This is a genomic window from Amycolatopsis sp. NPDC050768, from assembly GCF_040654155.1.
Lineage (GTDB): Bacteria > Actinomycetota > Actinomycetes > Mycobacteriales > Pseudonocardiaceae > Amycolatopsis.
The window spans coordinates 136,328-158,128 of the sequence record NZ_JBFAHL010000003.1 but is presented as its reverse complement, the minus strand read 5'-3'; the positions used below and the strand labels follow the sequence as shown (position 1 = coordinate 158,128).

Here is a 21,801-nt window from a genome sequence, read left to right as displayed (position 1 = left end):
CGAATGAAGTTGACCTTGCTGACCAGGCATCACGGCGATACCACCACCTTGATCGACGCCCCTGTATCCCGCTGCGCCTCGAACGCCGCCGTGATGTCCGCCAGCGCGAAGCGGTGCGAGATGAGCGGCCGGACGTCCACCCGTCGCGACACGAGCAGCTCGAACGCCTCCTGGCAGTCGCGCGGGGTGTAGGCGAAGCTGCCGAGCAGGCGGAGCTCCTTCTGCACCAGGTCGTCGACCGGGATGCTCAACGGGTGAGCCGCGAGCGCGATCGCGGCGATCGGCGCGGCGGCGCGGGCCAGGGAGAACGCCAGCGGCAACACAGGAGCAGCACCGGAGCATTCGAACACCGCCCCGATCGCACCCGAACGAGGTTGGTAGGGCGACGAAGTCGTGCCGCGCGAGGCGAACAGGGAGGCGCCCACATCGTCTGTCGAGGGGTTCAACGCCTCGTGCGCCCCGGCGGACACGGCGGCCGCGAGGCGCCGATGTGAAGTATCCACCACGATCACATCACGGGCTCCTGCCGCGAGGAGGACTTGCACCACGCATTGTCCGATTGTTCCCAAGCCGAACACCACGATCGGCTCGTCCAACGGCGGCGCGGCGTGGTGCACGGCCCGCACGGCCACCGAAAGCGGCTCCAGAAAAGAAGCCTCCTCCAACGGAAAGTCGCCAGGAAGTACGAACAAGTGCTGCCCCACCAAGGCGTTCCGCACCAGCACCTGGTCCCCGAACCCGCCGGAGTGACCTGACCCGCCAGAGCACAGGTTCTGCCGGCCTTCCGAACACCGCGGACAAGACCCGCACGGCGCCGCCGGATTCACCGCGACCCGGTCGCCGACGCGCAAGCCGGCCACGGCAGACCCCGCCGCGGTCACCGTCCCCGCGTACTCGTGCCCGAGCGGCACGCCGGGCGCGATCCACATGCCCTCGGTGTAGGAGTGCACATCCGAACCGCAGATCCCGCACGCCCCGACAGACAGGACCACATCGGACGGTCCGCACACCGGTGCGTCGACCTCGTCGAGGGACAAGGTTTCAACCGCCTGCCAAGTGACTACGCGCACAACAGCCTCCTAAGTGGATTTACCTCGGAAAACCTGTATCGGAAACCGCCCCGGCCCAACGCGAGAGAAAGTCCTTTGTGGCCGGGATGGAAACATCGGCACCGCAACAAACCCTGAACTTCGACCAACGGTAATCACGCGTTGCGCCGCACGGGTGAATCCAGAAAGATCAAGAAACCCGTTGCCGCACAAGAACTTTGTCCTGAATCGAGAAGCTCCGAAGTGGCGCTTGACACACTCTGAACCCGGGCGCAAGCTGTCTCGAACCGACTAGTCGGTCGGGAGTACTTCGGCTGAGGCACCAGTTCCGCCTCCCTATCCATCACCTGCATCCGCACCCCTGTGTCCGGAGGGTCTGTCATGTCGTTCCCCGCACCGGTAACCCGCCCCAAGCTCTTCACGGGCAAACGCGGGCTCATGCTCGCGAGCATCCTGATCGTCAACTTCGTGGTCTGGCTGGACAGCGCGAAGTTCAGCCTGCTCAACCCGTTCTGGTCCACCGACCTGCACCTCTCGCCGAGTCAGATCTCGAGCGTCACGGCGAGCTACCTGCTGGGGTACTTCCCCCTGCTCCTGCTCGCCGGCATCCTCGCCGACCGCCTCGGCGCCAAGCAGATGCTCATCATCTGCATCTCCGGCGTCACAGTGCTCTCGGCGACGATGGCGTTCGTCCACACCTACAACGAGATGTGGTGGCGGAACCTGATCTTCGGCGTCTTCTTCGGCTTCTCCTGGGCCCCTTCACAACGGCTCCTTTCCGTGTGGTTCCCTGGCGCGCTCGGCGCCAGGGCGACGTCGACGTGGATGAGCTCGACCCTCATCGCCGGTGTGCTCGCACCGGCGATCGCGCTGCCGCTGGCGAATCACCTGTCCTGGCGGGACGCGTTCATCGTGGTGGCGGCGCTGGGTGTGCCGGCGCTGGTGATGCTGGTTCTGTTCACCGCCAACAAACCCGAGAAGCTGCGCGGGATCACGCCTGAAGAGATCGCGAGCATCCACGCCGAACACCGCGGGGTCGAGGTCCGCGACAAGCTGAGCTTCCGCGAACTGCTGGGAGCGCTCAAGAACCGCAGCATTCTCACGATGATCATCGCGACCGCGCTGGCGACGACCCCGACGTGGCTTTCGGGACCGTGGCTGCCCTACGGCCTGATCACCCTCGACAAGGTCAACCCCGACACGGTGGCTTGGGTCAGCCCGCTCATCGCGATCGTCCCGGTCCTCTTCGGACTCATCAATGGAACACTGGTGTCCCGGTTCTTCGGCGGCCGCACGCGGCCGTGGCTGGTGCTCGGCCCGGCCTGTGGCGCGGTCGGGTTCCTGATGGGTGTGCTGCTGCACGACTCGACGTGGGTCCTGTGGGGATTCTTCATCGGGGCCTTCGCCTTCCTCTGCGATCCGATGTTCTGGGGCACGGTCAACAGCTACTGGTCCGGCATCGCCCGGCCGGAGGTCACCGGCACGCTCAACGGCGCGTCGGCGGCCATGCAGGTCGCGGTCGGCTGGGTGATCACCGACCAGAGCGGGAAGTGGATCGACACTTCGGTGTCGGGCCGCGGCCAGCTCGACACCATCTGGATCGTCGGTGCGATTCTGTTCGCCGTGTCCATCATCCCGGTCCTTCTGTCCAAAGAGGTACGAGTGCACCAGGCCGTGGCGGGTGACCTCGAGCCGACACTGCCGGCCCGGACCACCGATCCGGTGTCCTGACGCACAAGAGCTGAAGAAGGGGCTTCCCCGCACCGCGCGGGGAAGCCCCTTCGGCGGTTCAGCCCGCGGTGACCGCGGAGGGGAAGCGTTCCGCAATCCGCTGCTGGCTCACCTTGGGTGTCCAGCGGTCCTCGAGGCCGGCCCAGATGTCCCGCAGCTTCGGGATCACCTGAGTGCCGAACAGCTGGTTGTTCATCGCCGCGACCTCTTCGGGCAGGTTGCCCACGTGCATGCACGTGATGAGCTGGCCGATCCGCAGATCCGTCACGAGGTCGCGCACGCGCTGCTCCACCCGCTCCGGCGTGCCGGCGATGATGTAGCCGAGCTCGTCGTACTCCCAGAAGGACAGTTCGCCGTTCTGGGCCTTCATGCGTTCCTCATTGGACATCGTGCGCGCCCGCGTGAGGTTGGCCCGGATCGACGGCAGCGAGTTGTAGCCCGGCGGTGTCGCGAACTCCAGTGCCGTCGGGTTCTGGCGGTAGAAGTACTTCACGGCGTCGCCGTAGAGCCGCTCGGCCTCGGCGTCGCTGTCGGCGCAGCAGATGATCTGCGTGAACGCCATGCGGTTCGGGTTCGTGTCGGCGCCCTGCTGCTCGGTGTAGTCCCAGAAGCCCTTCACGATCGGCTCGGCGCTCTGCTTGCCGCTGAACGAGAGGTAGCCGTAGCAGTAGTTGAAGGCGTTGACCACGTCCCACGTCTCCACGCTGCCGCTGCCCGGAATCCACACAGGAATCTCGTCCTGCACCGGCCGCGGCCACGTGTTGACGTAGCGCAGTTTGGTGTACTTCCCGTTGAAGGGGAACGGTTCCTCGGCCTTCCACGCGCGGGTGATGAGGTCGCGGGCTTCGTGGAAGCGGTCGCGGAGCTCGATCGGCGGGACGCCGTACGAGAAGCCCGTGTCCATGGGAGTGCCGAACACCATGCCGGCGATGATGCGGCCGCCGGAGAGGCAGTCGAGCATCGCGATCTCCTCGGCCACGCGCACCGGCGGGTTGTACAGCGCCAGCGAGTTGCCGCACAGCGCGATCGCGGAGTTCTGCGTGGTTCCGGCGAGGACGGCGGCGATCAGGTTGGGCGACGGCGTCATCGCGAGTGATGTTTGATGGTGTTCGTTCAACAACAGGGAGTCCCAGCCGAGGCCGTCGGCCTGCTGCATCAGGCGCAGGTAGGTGTGGTAATCCTCGTGCACCTGCGACGGGTCGGCCACCGACGCCGGAGGCGTGACCCACGAGCTGTGCACGGTGCTGCCGTAGTCGTCGGGGAGCTTGGTGTAGTACTGCTGCGCGAACCAGTGGAACTTCACGTGCGTACCTGCCTTTCGAAGGAGTAGGGGGTTCAGCCCGCTGCCATGGAGCCGCCGTCGACGCGGTAGGTCTCGCCGTTGACGAACGCCGACTCGTCGGAAGCCAGGTACAGCACCATGTTCGCGATGTCCGACGGCAGTCCGGCGCGCGGCGACGCGGTGCCGGCCAGCGACTTCTCCGGGAGATCGGGCACAGCGTCGAGCAGCTGCTGGGTCTGGATCACGCCCGGGGCGATCGCGTTGCAGCGGATGCCCTGACGTCCGTGCTGCGCCGCGATGTACCGCGTCAGCCCGACAACGGCGGCCTTGGTGGTGCCGTACGCAGTGAGCCCGGCGCTCCCGCGCAACCCGCCGATCGATGCCATGTTCACAATCGAACCGCCCCGGCCGGCCTCGACCATGTGCGGAAGTGCGAATTTGCACACCAGGAAGATGCTCCGTACGTTCGTGGCGAACGCCCGGTCCCACAGCGCGATGTCCGTGTCGATCACCGTGGTGTCGCCGAACCACGCGTCGGGACCCACGAGCGCGGCGTTGTTGTGGATCACGTCCACGCGGCCATGGCGTTCGATCACCGCGGCGACCATGTCCTCAATGGACTGCTGATCTGTGGCGTCGAATCGCACGGCGCTCGCCGCGTCGCCGATCTTCTCGGCCACGAGCTTGGCGCCGTCCTCGTTGATGTCCGCGACCACCACGGTCGCGCCTTCACGCGCGAGCGTGTACGCGGTCTCGCGGCCGATGCCCGCCGCACCCCCGGTGACCAGTGCGACCTTGCCGTCTACCCTGCCCATTTCGACGTCCTCTCAGGAATCCAGGAAAGCGGTGACCACGGACACGAACTCGTCTTCCTGCTCGACCATCGGGTAGTGCCCGGCCTCGTCGATCACGGTGACCTTGGCGTCGGGCACGAGCCGCGCGAACTCCTCGGCGTACGCGGTGGTGACGAGGCCGTCGGACGCGCCGTTGACCACGAGCGTCGGCGCGGAGATCAGCGGGAGCCGGCGCCGCAGGCCTCGGTCGGCGATGGGCCACATGAACTTCGTGGCCGAGCCGAGGTTGCGGGCGGAGAACAGGATCCCCGCGTGGGGGTCTTCGGGGTCGGGCACGAAGTTCGTCGGCTCCTGCTCGGGCGGACCGGCGTGCCACTTGGCGGCCTTCACGCCGGCGGCCGCGCCGAACGGGTCGAGCGAAGGCTGGTCGTCAAGCCAGATTCCGAACGGATCCACCAGCACGAGCCGCCGTACGAGTTGGGGAGCGATCACGGCGAGTTCGGCTGCGAACATTCCGCCGAGCGAGTGCCCGACGACATCCACCTGCTCCAGTCCCCAGGAACGGACCAGTTCGCGGTGGAACAGGGCGACGTCGAGCACGTCGGTGAAGTGCTCGAACCCGGTCGACTTGCCGTAGCCCGGCAGCTCGGGCGCGAGCACCCGCCGGGACTCGGCGAGCCGCTTCAGGAACCCGGCGCCGCCGGGGTGGCGCTCGTACCCGTGCAGGTACAGCAGGGGCGACCCGCTGCCGTCCTCCCAGAGGTCGACCTCGAACCGCCCGATGCCTGCGATGTCCAGAGTTGTCATGCGGGAACCTCCATTCCTCAGTCGGTGAACTGGCCGCCCGCCGGGTGCAGCATCTGGCCGGTGACGAACGACGATTCGGCGGACGCGAGCCACAGCACCGCGTTCGCCTGCTCGTCGGCGGTGCCGAGGCGGTTCATCGGCGTGATGCTCATCGCCGAGGAGTAGGCCGCCTCGTTGTCCTCGATGCCGGCGATCATCGGCGTGGCCGTGTAGCCGGGTCCCACGGCGTTCACGCGGACGCCGGTGGTGGCGAGCTCGAGGCCGAGGACCTTGGTGAGCATCCAGACGCCGGCTTTCGACGTGCAGTAGGGCGCCGCGCCGGCGAGCGGGATCTTCGCCGCGCTCGAGGCGATGTTGATGATCGAACCCCCGTCACCCTGCTCGAGCATCTGCCGGGCGAGCGCGCGGTCGGTCATCATCACGCCCAGCACGTTGACGTCCAGGACCCGCCGGAACGCCTCCGTCGCCAGGTTCACCACGTGCGTCGCGTCGCCGTTCTGCGCGCGGGTCTCGACGTTGCTCATCCCCGCCGCGGTCGCGATGCCCGCGGCCGCCACGCCGACGTCGACCCGGCCGAACTCGGCCACCGCCGCGGCGACGAGGGCGTCGCAGTCGGCTTCGCTGGTGGTGTCTGTTCGTTTGTACACAGCCTTTTGGCCGATTTCTTCCACCAGCCGTAAGGTTTCGCTCGCATCTTGCACGTCGCCGATCACCACGTGTGCGCCCTCGCGCGCGAAGCGCACCGCGGTGGCCCGGCCGATGCCGCTCGCGCCGCCCGTGACGACGGCGATCTTGTTCTCCAGTGCCATGACCATGCGCTCGACTGTGACCTGTGGCACGCGGGTGCGACAACGGAAGTTCGTGCGCGCTGCCGGCCCGCGGCATGTGCGGATTCCCATTGCCGCGGCGCCGGGCTCCCGCTGACGATGAGGTGGCCAAGTCAGCGCGAGTGACGGGTGGTGGATCGTGGAACGAGCTGGACAGCTGCACGTCGTGGGCCTCGGGGGCACCGTGCGTCCCGGATCGTCGAGTGAGCAGTCGCTGCGGATCGCGTTGCGGCACGCGCAAGAGCTGGGCGCGACCACGCACGCGTTCGCCGGGGCTTCGTTGGCCCAGCTGCCGATGTACGCGCCGGGCGGCGACGGCGGTGCGGTGGCGCGCGAGCTCGTCGACCACCTGCGCCGGGCCGACGGGGTGATCATCGCCTCGCCCGGCTACCACGGGTCGATGTCGGGGCTGGTCAAGAACGCTCTGGACTACGTGGAGGACATGCGTGAGGACCCGTTGTCGTACCTCGCCGACCGGGCGGTCGGGCTGGTCGTGGCGGCGCACGGGTGGCAGGCGGGGGTGACGACGCTGGGCGCGTTGCGCTCGGTGGTGCACGCGTTGCGCGGCTGGGTCACGCCGTACGGCGCGGTGGTGAACTCGCTGGAGACGCAGTTCGCCGACGGCGCCTGTGACCAGCCGCGTGTGGTGCAGCAGCTGCATCTGGTGGCCGACGAGGTGGTGCGGTTCGCGGGTCTCGTCGCCGCGGCGCGGGTCGCCTGATGGAGCTCTCGTTCGAACCGCTGACGCCACTGTCCTATCTGGACCGTGCGGCGGCGGCGCACGGTTCTCGGGTCGCGGTGGTGGACGGCGCTTCTCGGTGGACGTACGCGGAGCTGCACGACCGGTGTCGTCGGCTGGCGGGGGCGCTGGCGCCGTTGGCCGGTGGGCGTCCGGTGGCGGTGCTGGCGCCGAACACGCACGTGTTGCTGGAGGCCAACTTCAGTGTGCCGTGGGCGGGAGTGCCGCTGGTGGCGGTGAATACGCGGCTGTCGGCGCGCGAGGTCGCATACATCCTGGAGCATTCCGAGGCGTCGGTGCTGGTGCATGATCCGGTGTTCGACCCGCTGGTGGACGAGGTGCTGTCGAGTGTCAGCGGGGTGCGGCGGATCCGGGCCGGGGACGAGTACGAGGCGTTGCTCGCGGCCGCTGCCCCGCTGGCGTTGACGCCCGACGACGAGCGGGCGGTGCTGTCGATCAACTACACGTCCGGCACCACCGGTCGGCCGAAAGGCGTGTTGTACCACCACCGCGGCGCGTACTTGCAGGCGTTGGCGATGGTGGGTCACGTGGGATTGTCACCATCTTCTGTGCATTTGTGGACACTGCCGATGTTCCACTGCAACGGCTGGTGTTTCCCCTGGGCCGTCACGGCAGCTGCGGCGACACACGTGTGCCTGCCGAAGGTCGAGCCGGCCGAGGTGTGGCGGCTGATCCGCGAGGAGGGCGTCACCCACCTCAACGGCGCGCCCACGGTGTTGTCGATGTTGGCTTACGCACAAGAAGCCGCACCGGTCACCCCGACGGTGCGCGTGGCGACCGGTGGCGCCCCACCGTCACCGGCGATCCTACGGCGCATGGGTGAGCTGGGTTTCGACGTGACGCACCTGTACGGACTCACGGAAACCTTCGGACCGGCGATGATCTGCGACTGGCGTCCGGAGTGGAACGACCTCGACGCGGCGGCGCAGTCACGGATGAAGGCACGGCAGGGCGTGGGGAACATGATCGCCTGCGTCGTACGGGTGATCGGCGCCGACGGGGTGGACGTGCCCGCCGACGGAGTGACGGTCGGCGAGATCGCGTTGCGGGGCAACAACGTGATGCTCGGCTATTTCAAAGACCCCGAGGCCACGCGTGCGGCCGCGCCCGACGGTTGTTTCCGCACCGGTGACCTGGGCGTTCTGCATCCCGACGGGTACGTGGAACTGCGCGACCGCAGCAAGGACGTGATCATCTCCGGTGGCGAGAACATCGCGTCCGTCGAGGTGGAGCAGGCGATCGCGGACCACCCGGCCGTGCTGGAGGTCGCGGTGGTCGCCGCGCCGCACGAGCACTCGGGCGAGGTGCCGGCGGCGTACGTGACGCTGCACGCGGGCGCGTCGGCGACGGAGGAGGAGATCGTGGCCCACGTGCGGTCGCGGTTGGCGCGGTTCAAGGCGCCGAAGTCGGTGGAGTTCGGTGAGCTGCCGAAGACGTCTACCGGGAAGGTGCAGAAGTTCGTGCTGCGGGAGCGGGCGCGGCGGGGTCCGGCATGAGCCGGTAGAGCTGCAGGGCGACCTGCAGGTCGAGGGTGTTTTCGGGGTCGCGCCAGCCGGCTCCGTCGAGCACGTGGTCGATGCGGTCGAGGCGCTGGTAGAGCGTGTTGACGTGAATGCCGAGCGCGCGGGCCGCGGCGGGTGGGCTCTGGCCGCGGTCGAAGTAGCACTCGACGGTGGCCAGCAGGGACGAGCGGTGTTCGGAGTCGTAGTCGAGCAGCGGTCCCAGGGCCCGGCGGACGACGCGGTGCAGTTGGTCGGGGCCGACGTTGTCGAGGACTACGCCGACGACGCCGAGCTCGTCGAGGCCGGCGCCGCTGCCTTTTCGGCCGAGGGCCAGTAAAAGGCGGTGGCAGCGCAGGGCTTGGTGGTGGGTGGTGCGCAGCGCCTGGAGGTCGTGGGCCGGGCCGGCGGCTCCGGCGGTGACGGGGGTGCTCGCGTCGAGCTCGGCCGCGACGGCCCGGGCGATGGCGCCGGCCTCGCACCCGGGAAGGATCAGGACGAGGTGACCGTCCACTTCGCTCGCGAGGCCGCCGCGCCGGGTGGCGGCGCATTCGACGGCTGTGGTGAGTTCTGGCGCATCGCTTGATACCACGACGATCACGTGAGGTTCGTTTTCCACCAGGACGGTGAACCTTTTCGCACGCCGCGTGATGGAGTCCCAGTCGGGTTCGCGTTCACCGAGGAGGTCTTCCACCAGCTCGTGGCGCAGGTCTTGTTCGACTGTTGCCGTCTGGCGTTCGAGAAGTACCAGGAGTGTTGCGGTTTGTGCCGCGCGTTCGAGTGTGCCGAGTTCGGTTTCGGTCAGCGGCTGGGTGCGGCCGAAGTACAGCCGCCCGTGCGTCTCGCCGCCGGCGCGCAGCGGGACGACGGTGCCGGTGCGGAACACGGCGTCGACCGGGATCCCGCCGGGCGCGGTGGCGGCGACGCGGTCGGTGCCGGTCTCGAGGGCGACGGTGCCGTCGAGCAGCCGCGCCATCGTGTCGGCCACTTCGCCGAGGTCGGCGCCTGCGAGCGCGAGCGGCATCAGGAGCTCGTGGGCGGTGCCGGCGAGCTCGAGCGCGTGGCGTTGTTCGGACATTTGCGCGTGGGTTTCGCGCAGCTCCTCCGTGGTGCTGCCGAGCTGGCCGAACAGCCGCGCGTTGTCGATCACCACCGACGCGTGGTGCGCGAGCGAGGTCAACAAAGCGATGTCGTGCTGATCGAATATTCGCTCGTGACGATCGGCTGCGAACAACGCACCGATCACCCGCTGTCCGAGTTTCATCGGCACACCGGCGATGCTCACCACGCCGTCTTCTCCAACGGCGCTCGCCACCTGGGTCTCGCGGCGGATGCGTGGGTCGGTGAGGTAATTGGTGGTGGCGAACGGACGTCCGGTCGCGATCACGCGGCCGCCGACGCCTGAGCCGGGCCGTTGGCGCACCGAGCGGATCGGCGCGGTGACCGTGCCGGAGGTGACGCGCATGTAGGCGTCGCCGGTGTCGTCGTCGATGAGGGCGATGTAGGTGGAGTCGGTGGCCAGCAGGCGGCGGACGCGTTCGACGATGGCGCTGAGCACCTCGTCGACGTCTCGCAGCGAGGTCAGGTCGCGCGCGGTTTCGTACAGGGCTTGGGTTTCGCGTTCGCGCTGCGCGCGGCGGGCGAGGATGCCGCGGACGGTGCGGGAGTCGGCGATCGCTTGCCGCAAAAGGTTCTTCCGGTCGCCTTCGGGAAGTGCCCGGACGTGCGCCTCGACGGCTTCGAAATCAGTGGCGGGCGCCTCTTCGGCGAGCAGGGAGGTGAGGTGGGCGAGGACTTCGGCCGGAGTGTCTACTGTGGACCTGGCGAGCGCTTCCGCTGTCATGACACCACCGGGATCTGGTCGATTACGCGCCGGAGTTGCAGGGCGATGCGCAGCGTGAGCGCGCCCGCGGGCTCGCGCCAACGGCGATGCCCGAGCACTTGGTCGACGCGGTCGAGGCGCTGGTAGACGGTGTTGGCGTGCACCTGCAGCCGGCGCGCGGCGGCGCGTGGGTTCTCGCCGGCGGCGAAGTAGCCGTCGAGGGTTTCGGCGAGCAGGGAGCCGTGTTCGGTGTCGTAGGCCAGGATCGGGCCGGCGCTGTCCTCGACGAGCCGGCGGACGTGTTCGCGCGAGGCGCCGTCGAGCACCAGGCCGAGCACCCCGAGGTCCGCCAGGCTGGCGGCGGTGCCCGCGCGCCCGAGCGCGACGAGCAACCGGTGGCAACGCTCGGCTTCCCGATGCAGGCTCCGCACGACGGGCGCGGTCGCGGCGGGTCCCGCCACACCCGCGGTGACGGTGCCGCCGGTCGCGCGCTCGAGGTGCTTTCTTGTCGCTCTCACGGCGGCCGTCGCGTCGGCGCAGGGGACCAGCAACACGACATGCCCACCGTGCTCGGTCGCCACACCGCCGTGCGCCCGCACGTAATCGGCGGCAGCCCTCAGCAGACGTCTCCTCGTGGTGCCTGTCGCGGACAACACGAGAACCGTCTGCCGCACGGAAAAGTCGATGGCGCCGGACACCTTCGCGCGCCTCCGCAACGCCACCCAATCCGGCTCACGTTCGGCAAGCAACTCATCCACCACCTGCCCGCGCACTTGCTGTTCGGCGGCGGACATCTGACGTTCGACCAGCAACAACAGCGCCGCCGTCTGCGCCGACCGCTCGAGGATCCGCTTGTCGGTGTCCAACGGCTCCACGCGCCCTGCGAACACCAGATGTCCGAACGTCTCGCCGCCGGCCCGTACAGGCACCGTCCACGCGCGCCGACCCAAGTCCCGCACCCGCCCGGGCCCGGGTTCGCCGGCCGCCCGCTCAGGTGGCCCGGCCTTGTCGGGTTCATCGGCCTCGTTGGCCTGAGGCTCAGGCAGCCCCGCCTTCTCGGGCTCGCCGGTCTGCTCGGGCTCGTCGGCGAACCCGGTCGCGGTTCGGCCCAGCTCGCTTACGGATTCCTCAGACAGCTCAACCGGATCCTCCAGGCCGTCCTCCACCAGGGGCATTCCATCGGCTTCCGCGGCGAGTACGGTCCCCTTCCGCGCGTTGCGGTCCCGCTCGCGGCCTCGGTCGGTTCCCGGCTCGGCAGGCGACTGGGCGGCCGGCTCCGGTACGCAGGTCTCCACCACCGGGGTGCTATCGGGTTGGGTGGCGAGCGAAGGCACCCTTCGCGCGCTTGGTCGTACGTCCTGTGCGCGGGAGGGCCCGGGGTCGTCAGGTGGTAGGTCCGGCAGCCGGTCCAGCAACTCCGCGGGACCGGCCTTCGCCAGCGGTGTGCCGTCGGGCTCGGCCGCCAGAACCGCGCCGTCAAGTGTCTCCGCGACGGCGGCCACCAGCTCGGCCAAGTCGGCGCGGCGCAGGACCATCGCCATCAGCTGTTCGTGGGCCGTCGCTGCCTGTTCGAGGGCTTTGTTGTGGCGGGCGAGCTGGTCGTTGGCGACGGTCAGCTCTTCGGCGGTCGCCTTCGTGGCTGCGAAAAGGCGTGCGTTTTCCAACACGATCGCAGCGTGATCCGCCAGCGAGCCCAGCAGATCGATCTCGGATTGTGCGAATGTTCGCTCGTCGCGGTTGGCTCCGAACAGAACGCCGATCACTTCCGCACCCACGCGCATCGGGACGCCGAGGATGCTCACGATCCCGTCCTCCGCCACGGCCGACGCGACGGAGTGCTTGCGGCGGATCCGGTCGTCGCGCAGATAGTTGGCGGTGGCGAACGGGCGGCCTTCCTGCGCGACCCAGCCGCCGACGCCATACCCGGGCGGCTGCCGCAGCGATTCGATGGGCCGCGTGATCGTGCCGAGCGTGACGCGCATGTACGCGTCGCCCGTCTCCGGATCGACGAGCGCCATGTACGCCGCGTCCGTGCCGAGCAACCGTCGCGCGCGGGCGACGATCGCGTCGAGCGCGGCGTCGACCTCGCGCACCGAGGCGAGGTCACTGGCCGTGTCCAGCAGCGCCTGCATCTCCCGCTCGCGGCGCTTGCGGTCGGCGAGCAGCCCGCGGATGCGTGCGGCCCTGGTCAGCGTGAGGGCGACGAGCTCCCCATCACCCTCGCCCGCCAGGTCCTCGCCGAGCCGGTCGAACTCGCCCGTCGCGCCGGTTTCGTCGGCGAGCAAGTGCAGCAGCCTGGCCAGGTCCCGTTCCGTGGTGGTCACACCGCCGTTGGTGTCCATCTCGTCTCCTCGGTGCCTGTTGACATCTTGACCACAGATGTGAGGCCCCGTCGACCAAAAGCCGCTGGATGGCGCAGTGCGTGTGCGTTCACCCACGTCCGATGTACGGCTCGTGTACATCCTCCCGTTGTCGCGCGACCCGGCGCGGCCGGATGCTCGTGTCTTCGAGAGGACGGTGCCACTTGGCGACAGCGACCGTGAACGGCGTGACCCTCCACTACGACACCGCAGGCGAAGGCCCGCCGCTGCTGCTCATCGCCGGCCTCGGCGCCAACTCGAGCGCGTGGGCGGGCGCGGTGCCCGAACTGAGCCGCCGGTTCACCGTGATCACCTTCGACAACCGGGGCGTCGGCCGCAGCGCGGTGCCCCCGGGTCCGTACGCGGTGGACACGCTGGCCGACGACGCGGCCGCGCTGGTGCAGTTCCTGGACCTCGGTCCGGTCGCCGCCGTCGGCTGGTCATTGGGCGCGTCGGTGCTGCAGTCGATGCTGATCCACCACGGTTCGATCCTGTCGAAAGCCGTGCTGCTCAACGGTTTCCCGTCGTACACCCCCATCCAGCACGCCTGGCTCGACGCCGGCCTCGCCCTCCGCCGAGCCGACGTGGACCCGCTGGCCGTCGGCGTGATCGGCATGGCCTGGGCCTTCACCGCCCGCGTGTTGTCGGACCACGAAACCCTTGCTGCCCAGGCGAAACTGGCGGCGGACGACCCGTACCCGACGTCGCTGGAGGGCTTCGAAGCGCAAGCCGCGGGCCTGCGCGGCTACGACTCCCGCCCGGACCTGCCTTCGGCTCTGACCCCGACCCTCGTGCTGGCCGGCGCCGAAGACGTCCTGACGCCTGTGTCGCAGTCCGTGGAAATGGCTTCGCTGCTGCCGAACGCTTCGCTGCGGGTCCTGCCTCGCGGAGGCCACGCCATGCTCCTGGAGTACCCGGACGACACCCTCGCCGCGATCACGGACTACCTGGGCTGATGAGCCTCGCCGCCGATCTGGACGTCGGAGCGCTCGCGGCCCTGGGCCGCGGCGAACCGGTGCTGCTCGACGACTGCCTGGTCCTCTCGGCCGAGCTGGTGACCACCGCGTCGATGGCCTTCCTTATCCGCTACACCAGCGGTTTCGCCTGCGTCGCCCTCCCGCGCGAGCGGCTGCGCGCCCTGCGCATCCCGCTGCTCCCCTCCGACGACACCGACTGCCCGCCGTTCGCCGTCTCCGTGGACGCCGCCGACGGCACCACCACCGGCATCTCCGCCCACGACCGTGCCCTGACCGCGCGCACCCTCGCGGCCCCGACCACGACGTGGACCGACCTCACCCGGCCCGGCCACGTCGTCCCAATCCTGGCGCGCCCCGGCTGCACGGGCGTGGCGGAAGCGGCCGTGGAACTGTGCCGTCGAGCCGGCCTCGCCGCGGCGGCGGTGCTGGCCGCGGTCGAGGGCGAGGAGCCGGCACTCGCCGGCCTACCGAGGGTCTCGGCAGCGGAGGTGTTCTGACTTCGCGCAGGTCAGGCTGTGAAGTCGACCTCCTTGGTGGCCACCGTGCCGGCCGTCCGGCCGGGCGCCGTGTGGTAACTCCAGTACAGGTTCGTGTGTGCGACGACCTTGTCGGGTGTCGGCGCGCCGTACTCCGAGAGGTCTTCGGTGGTGTGCGCGTCGCCGACGAGGGTGGCGTCGTAGCCGCGCGCGATGGCGCCGTGGAGGGTCGAGCGGATGCACTGGTCCGTCTGCGCCCCCGAGACGAACAGGCGCCCGATCCCGCGCTCGGCCAGCACTGACTCGAGGTCGGTTTCCTCGAACGAGTCGGGGTAGGTCTTCTGGACCAACGCTTCCGAGTCCCGCCGGACGAGCTCCGGCACGTACTGCCACTTCTCGCTGTCACGCCGCATGTGGTCGCTGTTGTGCTGCACCCACACCACGTCCACGTCGGCGGCGCGGGCTTTGTCGACGAGCACGCCGATGTTGGCGACGACCTTGTCACGCTCGTGGGCGTGGTCGACCACGCCGTTCTGCACATCGATCACGAGCAGGCCGGTCTTCGGGCGGTTGACGAGTGTGGTCATGGCGCCTCCTCCGTTCGGGTGGGTCGATGGTATGTGTTGGGTCCGACAGTTTCGGGCGAAAACGTGGAGGACGCATGCTGCGCTGGGGAATCATGGGTACGGGCGGCATCGCCGGCGCCTTTGCGGAGGACCTGAAGCTCACCGATTCCGGTGTGGTCGCCGCCGTCGGCTCACGCAGCCAGGAGAGCGCCGACGCTTTCGCAGACCGTCTCGGCATCCCCACCCGCCACGCCAGCTACAAGGCGCTTGCGGAGGACCCGGACGTCGACGTCGTCTACGTCGCCACCCCGCACCCGATGCACCACGACAACGCCATGCTCGCGCTGTCCGCCGGCAAACCAGTGCTGGTGGAGAAGCCGTTCACAATGAACGCCGACGAGGCCCGTTCGCTGGTCTCCTTCGCCCGCGAACGCGGACTGTTCCTGATGGAAGCGATGTGGACGCGCTTCCTGCCGCACATCCACCACGTCCGCAGCCTGCTCCCGGAGCTCGGCGACATCGTCACCGTCTCCGCCGACCACGGCCAGTGGTTCGCCGAGGACGCCGGCTTCCGCCTCTTCGCCCCGTCCCTCGGCGGCGGCGCGCTGCTCGACCTGGGCGTCTACCCGGTTTCGTTCGCGTCGATGATCCTCGGGACGCCGTCGCGCGTGGCCTCGATCGTCTCGCCGGCGTTCACCGGCGTCGACGCCCAGACGTCCATGCTCTTCGGCTACGACAGCGGCGCCCACGCGGTCCTCAACTGCACCCTCCGCGCCGCCTCACCCACCACGGCCTCCATCGTCGGCACCGACGCCCGCCTGGACATCGAAGGCGCCTTTTACGCTCCGGCCTCCTTCACTGTCACCCCGCGCGGCGGCACTCCCGTCCGCCACACCCACACCGACCCCGGCCGGGGCCTCCGTCACCAGGCCGACGAGGTCGCCCGCCTCCTCGCGGCCGGCGCTCTGGAAAGCCCACTGATGCCGCTCGACGAAACCATCTCGATCATGGCGACGATGGACGAGGTGATCGCTCAAGCCGGCTGACGGTCCGGTCTCCGGTCTCGGGGCTATCCAACGCTCGGGAGGGCTGCGGATAGCCCCGCAGAACCGCTGTAGGCCGCGAAGTGTGGCGGCCTGTGTTCGGGACTTGGCTGCCAACCGGGGCGACCGGTGCGGCGACTTCGCTTCAGCCACGGAGCGCAGGGCCTCTCCCGTCCATCCGGGGAGCGGACGGTGACCTGCGCGGGAACCTCGCAGCAGGTGTGAGGCGCGCCCGCTGGCCACGCCTTAGCGGTGGTCCAGCTTCTCGCGAGCCTGCCGCGCGACGGCGGCCCACAGTTCTTCCATGCGTGCGTTCTCGGGCAGAAGGTCGCCGTGGTCGTGGAAGGAGAGGTCGTTGAAGCTTCCCGCCGCGCCGCGGAACAGCCCGAGCAACGGCCTCAGCTCGCGCCGCCGTTCGAACGGGGTCTTCGCGTGCACGAGCCGTTCGTGGTGCGTCCGGAGGAACGTCGCAGCGCCTGGTTCGTGCGGTCGGAGCACCTCGGCCAGCTCGGCGAGGTCGTTCAGCAGCTGATCGTCCACGCCGCTCCTCGTCGCCGGGCCTTCGTCGCGAAGACTGGCCGGGGTGATCGCAACCGTCCCGTGTCCGGGGTTGAGTAGTGCTACGGATCCGATCACCACCACCCGTCCCCGACCCTGACCGCATGACCACGGACGCCGCCACGCTGCACCGCCTCGCCGACGCCCTCGACGACCTCGGCCGGCACATCGCCGCCGTCGGCACCGAACTCCGCGTCGCCGGGGCGCCCGGCACGTCGACCGCGGACCCGGCTCAGCAGGGTGGGTCGGTCAACCCGCTGGTCAAGCCCACCTCTCAGCCGTCAGTGCCGCCGGGTCGGCCGGTGACGCCCACCGAGACGCAGCAGTCCGCTGCGGTCCAGGAGGTCCAGGACCCAAGCCAGCCCGGACACGCGCACCCTTCGTCGGCCGCTGCGCAGCCGCAGGCCACCCCGCAGCCGGCCGCACAAGCGCAGCCCAGTCCGCAGCAGCCCGGCGGCGAGCAGCCGCAGGCTCAGACTGCCTCACACCCGGCGTCACCCCAGGCAGCTCCGCAGCCGACCTACCAAGCCGGACCAGACCAGTCACCCCAGGCAGCTCCGCCGCCGACCTACCAAGCCGGAGCAGACCAGTCACCCCAGGCGGCTCCGCAGCCGACGCACCCAGCCGGACCAGACCAGCCGCCCCAGGCGGGTCCGCAGTCAACGCACCCCCAGGCCGGCTCTCAGCCGTACGCGCCGTACGGCCCCGCCTACCAGCCCTACCCAGGCCCTTACGCCTACCCGATGCCGCCCGCACCCCAGCCGTACGCGCAGCAGCCCTACCCCCAGACCAACCCCCTCCCGCCCTACATCCCGTCGCCCACGCTGAGCGAGCGGCTCGGCAAGGAGGGCGCCGGGTCGCGGTTGCTCGCGTGGGTCGGTGGGGCCGTGACGTTGCTGGGTGTCGTGCTGCTGCTGGTGCTCGCGGTGCAGCGTGGGTGGCTGGGGCCGTTGCCGCGGGTGCTCGTGGGGGCCGTGTTCGGTGCGGCGCTCGTCGGCGCGGGGGCGTGGCTGCATCGCAAGCCGGCCGCGCGCACCGGTGCGTTCGCCCTTGCCGCGACGGGGATCGCGACGCTTTACCTCGACGCGATAGCCGCCACCTCCCTGTACGAGTTCCTGCCCATTCCCGCGGGCCTCGCCGTCGGGCTCGTGACCGCGGTGGGCGGGCTGTTGCTCGCCGTCATGTGGGATTCCCCTCTGCTCGCCAGTTCCGTTGTTGTCGCGTGCGGCGTGTGCGCACCCGTGATCACCCAGGGCTTCACGCCGGAACTCGTGACCTTCTTGCTCATCATCCAGATCGCGACGGTGCCCGTCCAGTTGCGACGGTCGTGGTGGTCCCTTTCGCTCACTTCGGCAATTCCGCCCTTGACAGCGTCGCTGATCGGCACCGCGCTGCACACGCAGAACACCGGCGTCGCGGTGGCCGCCGGCTTCGTGAGCGCTGCGATTTCGCTGATCATGTTGCGCCGCAAGGAAAACGATCCGACTTTGCTGGCCGTACTCGCCGTCGCGCCACTGCCCGTGTTGGCCGCCGCGGTGGTGCTTCCGAAGACGCAGGCCGCGCTGTTGGCGGGTGCGGTGGCGGTTGTCCTTGTCGCGACATGGCCGCTCGTGCGTGGCCAAGCCGGGACCGTCGCAGGTGTCGCCGGTCTGGTTGCCGCTTTGCAGGCCACTGTCACGGAATTCGACGGGAGTGCGGTGTTGCTGGGCGAAGCCGTGGCGCTCGCGTTCGCCGCTCGCTACACGAGGAACCGTTTCGCACTAGGGGGTTCGCTGGCTTTCGCGGTGATCGGCGGGCTTGTCGCGATCGTCGTGGACGTGACGCCGGCGCTGCTCGTCGTCCCGCGTCCGCACACGACCGCCGACCTGCTCGCCGCACTCGCCGCGGCCGCGCTCATGCTGGGTGCCGCGATCGCGTTGACCTGGGCGGCTGTGCGTCTCGAAATCCTCAAGCCCAGCAAGCTTTTGCCGTGGCTTCCCGGCGGACTCGCAGCCCTCTACGGTGCAGCCGGCCTGGTCCTGTGCGCGGCACTCCTGGCGGTTCCCGGCCGATCCGGTTTCCTGCTGGGCCACGCGTTGATCACCGTTTCCTGGACGGTCGCCGCCTTCGTCCTGCTTCTGCGCGGTATCGCTGTCGTCGCGCTTCGCGTGGTGGGTCTGGTGTTGGTCGCCGCCGCGGTCGCGAAGCTGGTGCTGTTCGACCTCGCGGCGCTCGACGGGCTCGCCCGAGTGGGTGCATTTCTCGGCGCCGGTCTCGTTCTTTTGCTTGCAGGGAGCCGATATGCGCGGATGGTCGCCTCGCGCTAGCGGAAACTGTCGGTGGGTTGTGGTTCTCTTGATCTCACCACTTCCGAGGGGAGATCGAAGATGCCGTACACACCCGACCCGAACCTGATCAAGCGCGCCGGCGAGCCCGTGGGCTGGCTGACCACCATCACGCCGAAGGGACGCCCCGCACCACGCCCGGTGTGGTTCGTCCTCGACGGCGACGACATCCTGGTGTTCAGCCAGCCCGATACCGCCAAGCTCCGCCACATCGCCGGCAGCCCGGAGGTGAGCTTCCATCTCAACAGCGATGAAAACGGTGGAAGCATCCTCGTCGTCAACGGCCGCGCCCACGTCGACGAGGGCAAACCCTCCGAAGCGCCGGGCTACCTCGACAAGTACGAGCCGTCCTACGCCGGCGTCGGATACGCCGACGCGGCCGCGTTCGACGCGTCGTTCTCGGTGCGCGTCCGCATCGTCTCGGAGCGCTCTTGGGGGTTCTAGGTCAGAACCCGACGTCCAGGCAGGCCAGCCGGGCGCCCGCGGTACCGGCGTGACCGGGGTCGGTGTGCGTGTGGGTTTCGTGGATCGCCACGGAGTGCGCGCGTCGTGAGCCGAACTTCCAGTCCACAGTGGACTTTGCGTGACCCGTGCCGGAACGGTCGGTAGTGAAGTCGAGCCAGATCTCGTTGCGCGGGTTCGCGTAGGCGGGGTCGAGCGATGGCTTCACCGGGTCCGGCGTGTGCTGGAAGTGCGGGCCGGCGTCGTCGCCGGTGGGGCCGCACGCGTTCGCGTGGGCGTGGGCGCCGTACTGGTGGTTCGGCAGCAGGCCGGTGACCACGAGCACGGTGGTGGTGCCGGCGGCCCGTGCGGACGTGCCGAACACGTGGGCCTGCGCGCCGCCCGGGACGAGGTCGGTGCGATAGGTCACGGCGTGGGCGCCTGGGGCGTACCCGTTGAAGGTGCCGTGCGCGGAGGTGAAGTGCACCGGGGTTGCTGCTTCGGCGGTGGCGCCGGAGAGGCCGGCCAAGCCGGCGACGAGAGCAGCGGAAAGGAGTGTGGGAGCGATTCGCATGGTCACTCTCTAGCCAGCGCGCGGACTGCGACGCCATGGGCGCCACCCGAACGTGTGAGCAGTTCCCCCGTCGTGGGCAGTGTCGGGTGAATCCTGCACAGGCCGGTCGGCCAGGTTCGCGGGGAGGGCGGGGCCTGGCGGTCGGGCTTAGTGTTTCGGCAGGAAGCCAACCCTGGAGCCCATCCGATGACTGATCCCGACGAGCAGCGCCGAGCCAACCCGTCCTCCGAAGACCCCGCAGGAGCCGAATTCCGCCGTGGGGCCGGCCTCGGTTCGACCACCGACGGTGCACCGCCGGTGGAGGCCGACGAGGTCATCGACAACCGCGACATGGAGCACACCGGGGAGACGCGCAACCAGAAGCTGCAGCGCAACGTCGGCGAGCTGCTTCAGGAGCTGCGCGTCGCGCAGGCCGGGGTGCAGATCCTGTTCGGGTTCCTGCTGGCGGTCGTGTTCACCGACCGGTTCCAGGCGGCCAGTGGGCTCGAGAAGATGCTGCACATGGTCGCGGTGCTGCTGGCGGTCGCCGCGACGGCGCTGCTCACCGCGCCCGCGGCGTGGCATCGGCTGCTGTTCCGCACGGGTCGCCGCGACGAGATCCTGCGCGTCGGCAACCGCGTCGTGCTGGTCGGCTTCGGCTGCCTCGCCGGGGCGGTCACGCTGACGGTCGCCCTCATCGCGAGCGTCGTCTACGGTACCGCCGCTCTCATCGCCGCGGGCGGCTTCACGGTCCTGCTGTTCGGCTTGTTGTGGTTCGTCGTCCCGCTGCGCCTCCCCAAGGACGATCCGATCCCCGCCAACCCGCCGCGGCCGGAGCGCGACCGGCAGGGCTGACCGGCCGACGAGCCGTGCCCGCGGGCCGGCCGGACCGCTCGCCTGCTGTTGTGGGGCTCCGGTGCCGGCGGGGCGGCACGGCGAGACCTTGCGGGCGCCGGGCTCTGCGGGGACCGCCGGCGCGGGGCTACAGCGGGAGGCCGGAACAGCTCGAGAGTGATCCCGCCGCGACAGGACCGCTCGCACAACCTGCGAGCGCGAGAGGGACCCATCGCACCAACGCGACCTCAACGCCATGCATGCCCGCCGCAGCGCGCGCATCGGGTCGGTGCGAACCCGACGACGACTTTGCCGGAACCCTGTCTGGGGGGCGGGGGCTGTGTCGTGAGCGGGGAAGCGCTGGGGGCAAGAGGCCGGAGCCGGAAGCCCACCTCAAACACCCAGTCACAGCGGCAAAAAGCTCGGAACTGAGGCGGGGACCCGGCCTCATCCGAGAAACGCGGCGCAAAACCTCACACAGTCAGGTTGCCCCACGCATAGTTCTGCTTGGCCAGCTTCAGGTACACGAACAGCTCCGTGGACGTCACCCCGGGGATGGGGCGCACGTGGTCTCCCAGGACGGCCAGCAGGTGCTCGTCGTCGCGGCAGAGAAGGGACGCCAGGAGGTCGAAGCGGCCGGCGCAGAGGACCACCTGGTGGACGTCGGAGAGGTCCGACAGGCGGTTGGCGACCTCGCGCGGGTCGCCGCTTACAGTGATGCCGATCATGGCCTGGCGGGTCAAGTCGACGTTTTCGGGGGCCGTCACGGCGACGATCTGCATCATGTCGTCGCGCAGCAGGCGTTGGACCCGCTGGCGCACGGCGCCCTCGGAGAGTCCGACTGCTTTGGCCAGTGCGGTGAACGAGGCGCGGCCGTCGTTCTGGAGTAGGGCGATCAAGGTTCTGTCTGTGCCGTCCAACGCCTTCGGCGGGCGTTGCTCCTCGACCTTCGTATGGTTTCCGTCACCCATGCCGTCCCTCCCTGTGTTTCGGCATGTGATTCCTTAGGCGCGCAGCGTATCTGTCCTCGCGCCCGAACAGGAGTTTGTTTCGGGATTTACGTGATTCCCCGGCCGGGCCGACGACGACGCCGAAATC

20 protein-coding genes are annotated in these 21,801 nt (G+C 69.4%); 9 read left to right on the top strand and 11 right to left on the bottom strand.

From position 1 onward, the window contains the following. Positions 1-29: 29 nt before the first annotated feature. A complete protein-coding gene (locus tag AB0H62_RS10935; RefSeq protein ID WP_360585568.1) occupies positions 30-1,070 on the bottom strand; it encodes an alcohol dehydrogenase catalytic domain-containing protein in 1,041 nt (346 codons plus the stop codon). Positions 1,071-1,430: 360 nt separating this feature from the next. Here AB0H62_RS10935 and AB0H62_RS10930 point away from each other — a divergent pair, with 360 nt between their 5' ends. Next, complete coding sequence (locus AB0H62_RS10930; RefSeq protein ID WP_360585566.1) at positions 1,431-2,780, top strand: MFS transporter; 1,350 nt, start codon at positions 1,431-1,433, stop codon at positions 2,778-2,780. Positions 2,781-2,838: 58 nt separating this feature from the next. Here the strand turns inward: AB0H62_RS10930 and AB0H62_RS10925 are convergent, their stop codons facing one another. The 4 genes from AB0H62_RS10925 to AB0H62_RS10910 are packed head-to-tail and all read right to left on the bottom strand — an operon-like array spanning position 2,839 to position 6,478. After that, entirely contained in the window at positions 2,839-4,083 is a 1,245-nt protein-coding gene (locus tag AB0H62_RS10925; protein ID WP_220245009.1) for an LLM class flavin-dependent oxidoreductase, read from the bottom strand. 32 nt (positions 4,084-4,115) lie between these two features. Further along, entirely contained in the window at positions 4,116-4,877 is a 762-nt protein-coding gene (locus tag AB0H62_RS10920; protein WP_360585563.1) for a glucose 1-dehydrogenase, read from the bottom strand. 12 nt (positions 4,878-4,889) lie between these two features. Beyond that, the gene (locus AB0H62_RS10915; RefSeq protein ID WP_220245007.1) at positions 4,890-5,663 is read right to left on the bottom strand and encodes an alpha/beta hydrolase; all 774 of its coding nucleotides are present in this window, start codon (positions 5,661-5,663) and stop codon (positions 4,890-4,892) included. A 17-nt stretch (positions 5,664-5,680) separates the two neighbouring features. Continuing rightward, positions 5,681-6,478: an SDR family oxidoreductase gene (locus AB0H62_RS10910; RefSeq protein ID WP_220245006.1), complete on the bottom strand. Its 798-nt coding sequence runs from the start codon at positions 6,476-6,478 to the stop codon at positions 5,681-5,683. Positions 6,479-6,629: 151 nt separating this feature from the next. Between AB0H62_RS10910 and AB0H62_RS10905 the strand changes: the two genes are divergently transcribed. Next, on the top strand, positions 6,630-7,211 hold the full coding sequence (locus AB0H62_RS10905; RefSeq protein ID WP_354864886.1) for an NADPH-dependent FMN reductase: 582 nt from the start codon (positions 6,630-6,632) through the stop codon (positions 7,209-7,211). Then, complete coding sequence (locus AB0H62_RS10900; protein ID WP_360585560.1) at positions 7,211-8,746, top strand: AMP-binding protein; 1,536 nt, start codon at positions 7,211-7,213, stop codon at positions 8,744-8,746. The genes AB0H62_RS10905 and AB0H62_RS10900 overlap by 1 nt, the downstream gene beginning before the upstream one ends. Here AB0H62_RS10900 and AB0H62_RS10895 read toward each other — a convergent pair. Both AB0H62_RS10895 and AB0H62_RS10890 read right to left on the bottom strand, forming a co-directional pair. Beyond that, positions 8,688-10,592: a GAF domain-containing protein gene (locus AB0H62_RS10895; RefSeq protein WP_360585558.1), complete on the bottom strand. Its 1,905-nt coding sequence runs from the start codon at positions 10,590-10,592 to the stop codon at positions 8,688-8,690. The two genes, AB0H62_RS10900 and AB0H62_RS10895, sit on opposite strands and share 59 nt — an antisense overlap. Next, positions 10,589-12,913, bottom strand: a complete 2,325-nt coding sequence (locus AB0H62_RS10890) for a GAF domain-containing protein (protein WP_360585556.1) — start codon at positions 12,911-12,913, stop codon at positions 10,589-10,591. Before AB0H62_RS10890 ends, AB0H62_RS10895 begins: the two co-directional genes overlap by 4 nt. Before the next feature lie 182 nt (positions 12,914-13,095). On the opposite strand from AB0H62_RS10890, the gene AB0H62_RS10885 reads away from it, so the two are divergent. Both AB0H62_RS10885 and AB0H62_RS10880 read left to right on the top strand, forming a co-directional pair. Beyond that, positions 13,096-13,887: an alpha/beta hydrolase gene (locus AB0H62_RS10885; RefSeq protein ID WP_220245002.1), complete on the top strand. Its 792-nt coding sequence runs from the start codon at positions 13,096-13,098 to the stop codon at positions 13,885-13,887. After that, positions 13,887-14,405, top strand: coding sequence for a 3,4-dihydroxy-2-butanone-4-phosphate synthase (locus AB0H62_RS10880; RefSeq protein WP_220245001.1), 519 nt, complete (start codon positions 13,887-13,889; stop codon positions 14,403-14,405). Before AB0H62_RS10885 ends, AB0H62_RS10880 begins: the two co-directional genes overlap by 1 nt. 11 nt (positions 14,406-14,416) lie before the next feature. Here the strand turns inward: AB0H62_RS10880 and AB0H62_RS10875 are convergent, their stop codons facing one another. Further along, complete coding sequence (locus tag AB0H62_RS10875; protein ID WP_360585554.1) at positions 14,417-14,971, bottom strand: isochorismatase family protein; 555 nt, start codon at positions 14,969-14,971, stop codon at positions 14,417-14,419. Between the two features lie 74 nt (positions 14,972-15,045). Here AB0H62_RS10875 and AB0H62_RS10870 point away from each other — a divergent pair, with 74 nt between their 5' ends. Beyond that, positions 15,046-15,996 (top strand): Gfo/Idh/MocA family oxidoreductase, encoded by a 951-nt coding sequence (locus AB0H62_RS10870; RefSeq protein ID WP_360585552.1) that lies wholly within the window; start codon positions 15,046-15,048, stop codon positions 15,994-15,996. Between the two features lie 243 nt (positions 15,997-16,239). Here the strand turns inward: AB0H62_RS10870 and AB0H62_RS10865 are convergent, their stop codons facing one another. Beyond that, entirely contained in the window at positions 16,240-16,533 is a 294-nt protein-coding gene (locus tag AB0H62_RS10865; protein WP_360585550.1) for a hypothetical protein, read from the bottom strand. Between the two features lie 122 nt (positions 16,534-16,655). On the opposite strand from AB0H62_RS10865, the gene AB0H62_RS10860 reads away from it, so the two are divergent. Both AB0H62_RS10860 and AB0H62_RS10855 read left to right on the top strand, forming a co-directional pair. Beyond that, positions 16,656-18,857, top strand: a complete 2,202-nt coding sequence (locus AB0H62_RS10860) for a DUF2339 domain-containing protein (RefSeq protein ID WP_360585548.1) — start codon at positions 16,656-16,658, stop codon at positions 18,855-18,857. Between the two features lie 60 nt (positions 18,858-18,917). Further along, positions 18,918-19,319 carry a pyridoxamine 5'-phosphate oxidase family protein gene (locus tag AB0H62_RS10855; protein WP_220244997.1) on the top strand — a complete coding sequence of 134 codons (402 nt, stop codon included), beginning with the start codon at positions 18,918-18,920 and terminating at the stop codon, positions 19,317-19,319. Between the two features lies 1 nt (position 19,320). Here AB0H62_RS10855 and AB0H62_RS10850 read toward each other — a convergent pair whose 3' ends face one another. Then, a complete protein-coding gene (locus tag AB0H62_RS10850; RefSeq protein ID WP_360585545.1) occupies positions 19,321-19,890 on the bottom strand; it encodes a superoxide dismutase in 570 nt (189 codons plus the stop codon). Positions 19,891-20,220: 330 nt separating this feature from the next. Between AB0H62_RS10850 and AB0H62_RS10845 the strand changes: the two genes are divergently transcribed. Beyond that, positions 20,221-20,724 (top strand): DUF6328 family protein, encoded by a 504-nt coding sequence (locus AB0H62_RS10845; RefSeq protein WP_220247221.1) that lies wholly within the window; start codon positions 20,221-20,223, stop codon positions 20,722-20,724. 452 nt (positions 20,725-21,176) lie between these two features. Here the strand turns inward: AB0H62_RS10845 and AB0H62_RS10840 are convergent, their stop codons facing one another. After that, positions 21,177-21,674 (bottom strand): Lrp/AsnC family transcriptional regulator, encoded by a 498-nt coding sequence (locus AB0H62_RS10840; protein ID WP_220244995.1) that lies wholly within the window; start codon positions 21,672-21,674, stop codon positions 21,177-21,179. Positions 21,675-21,801: the final 127 nt, after the last annotated feature.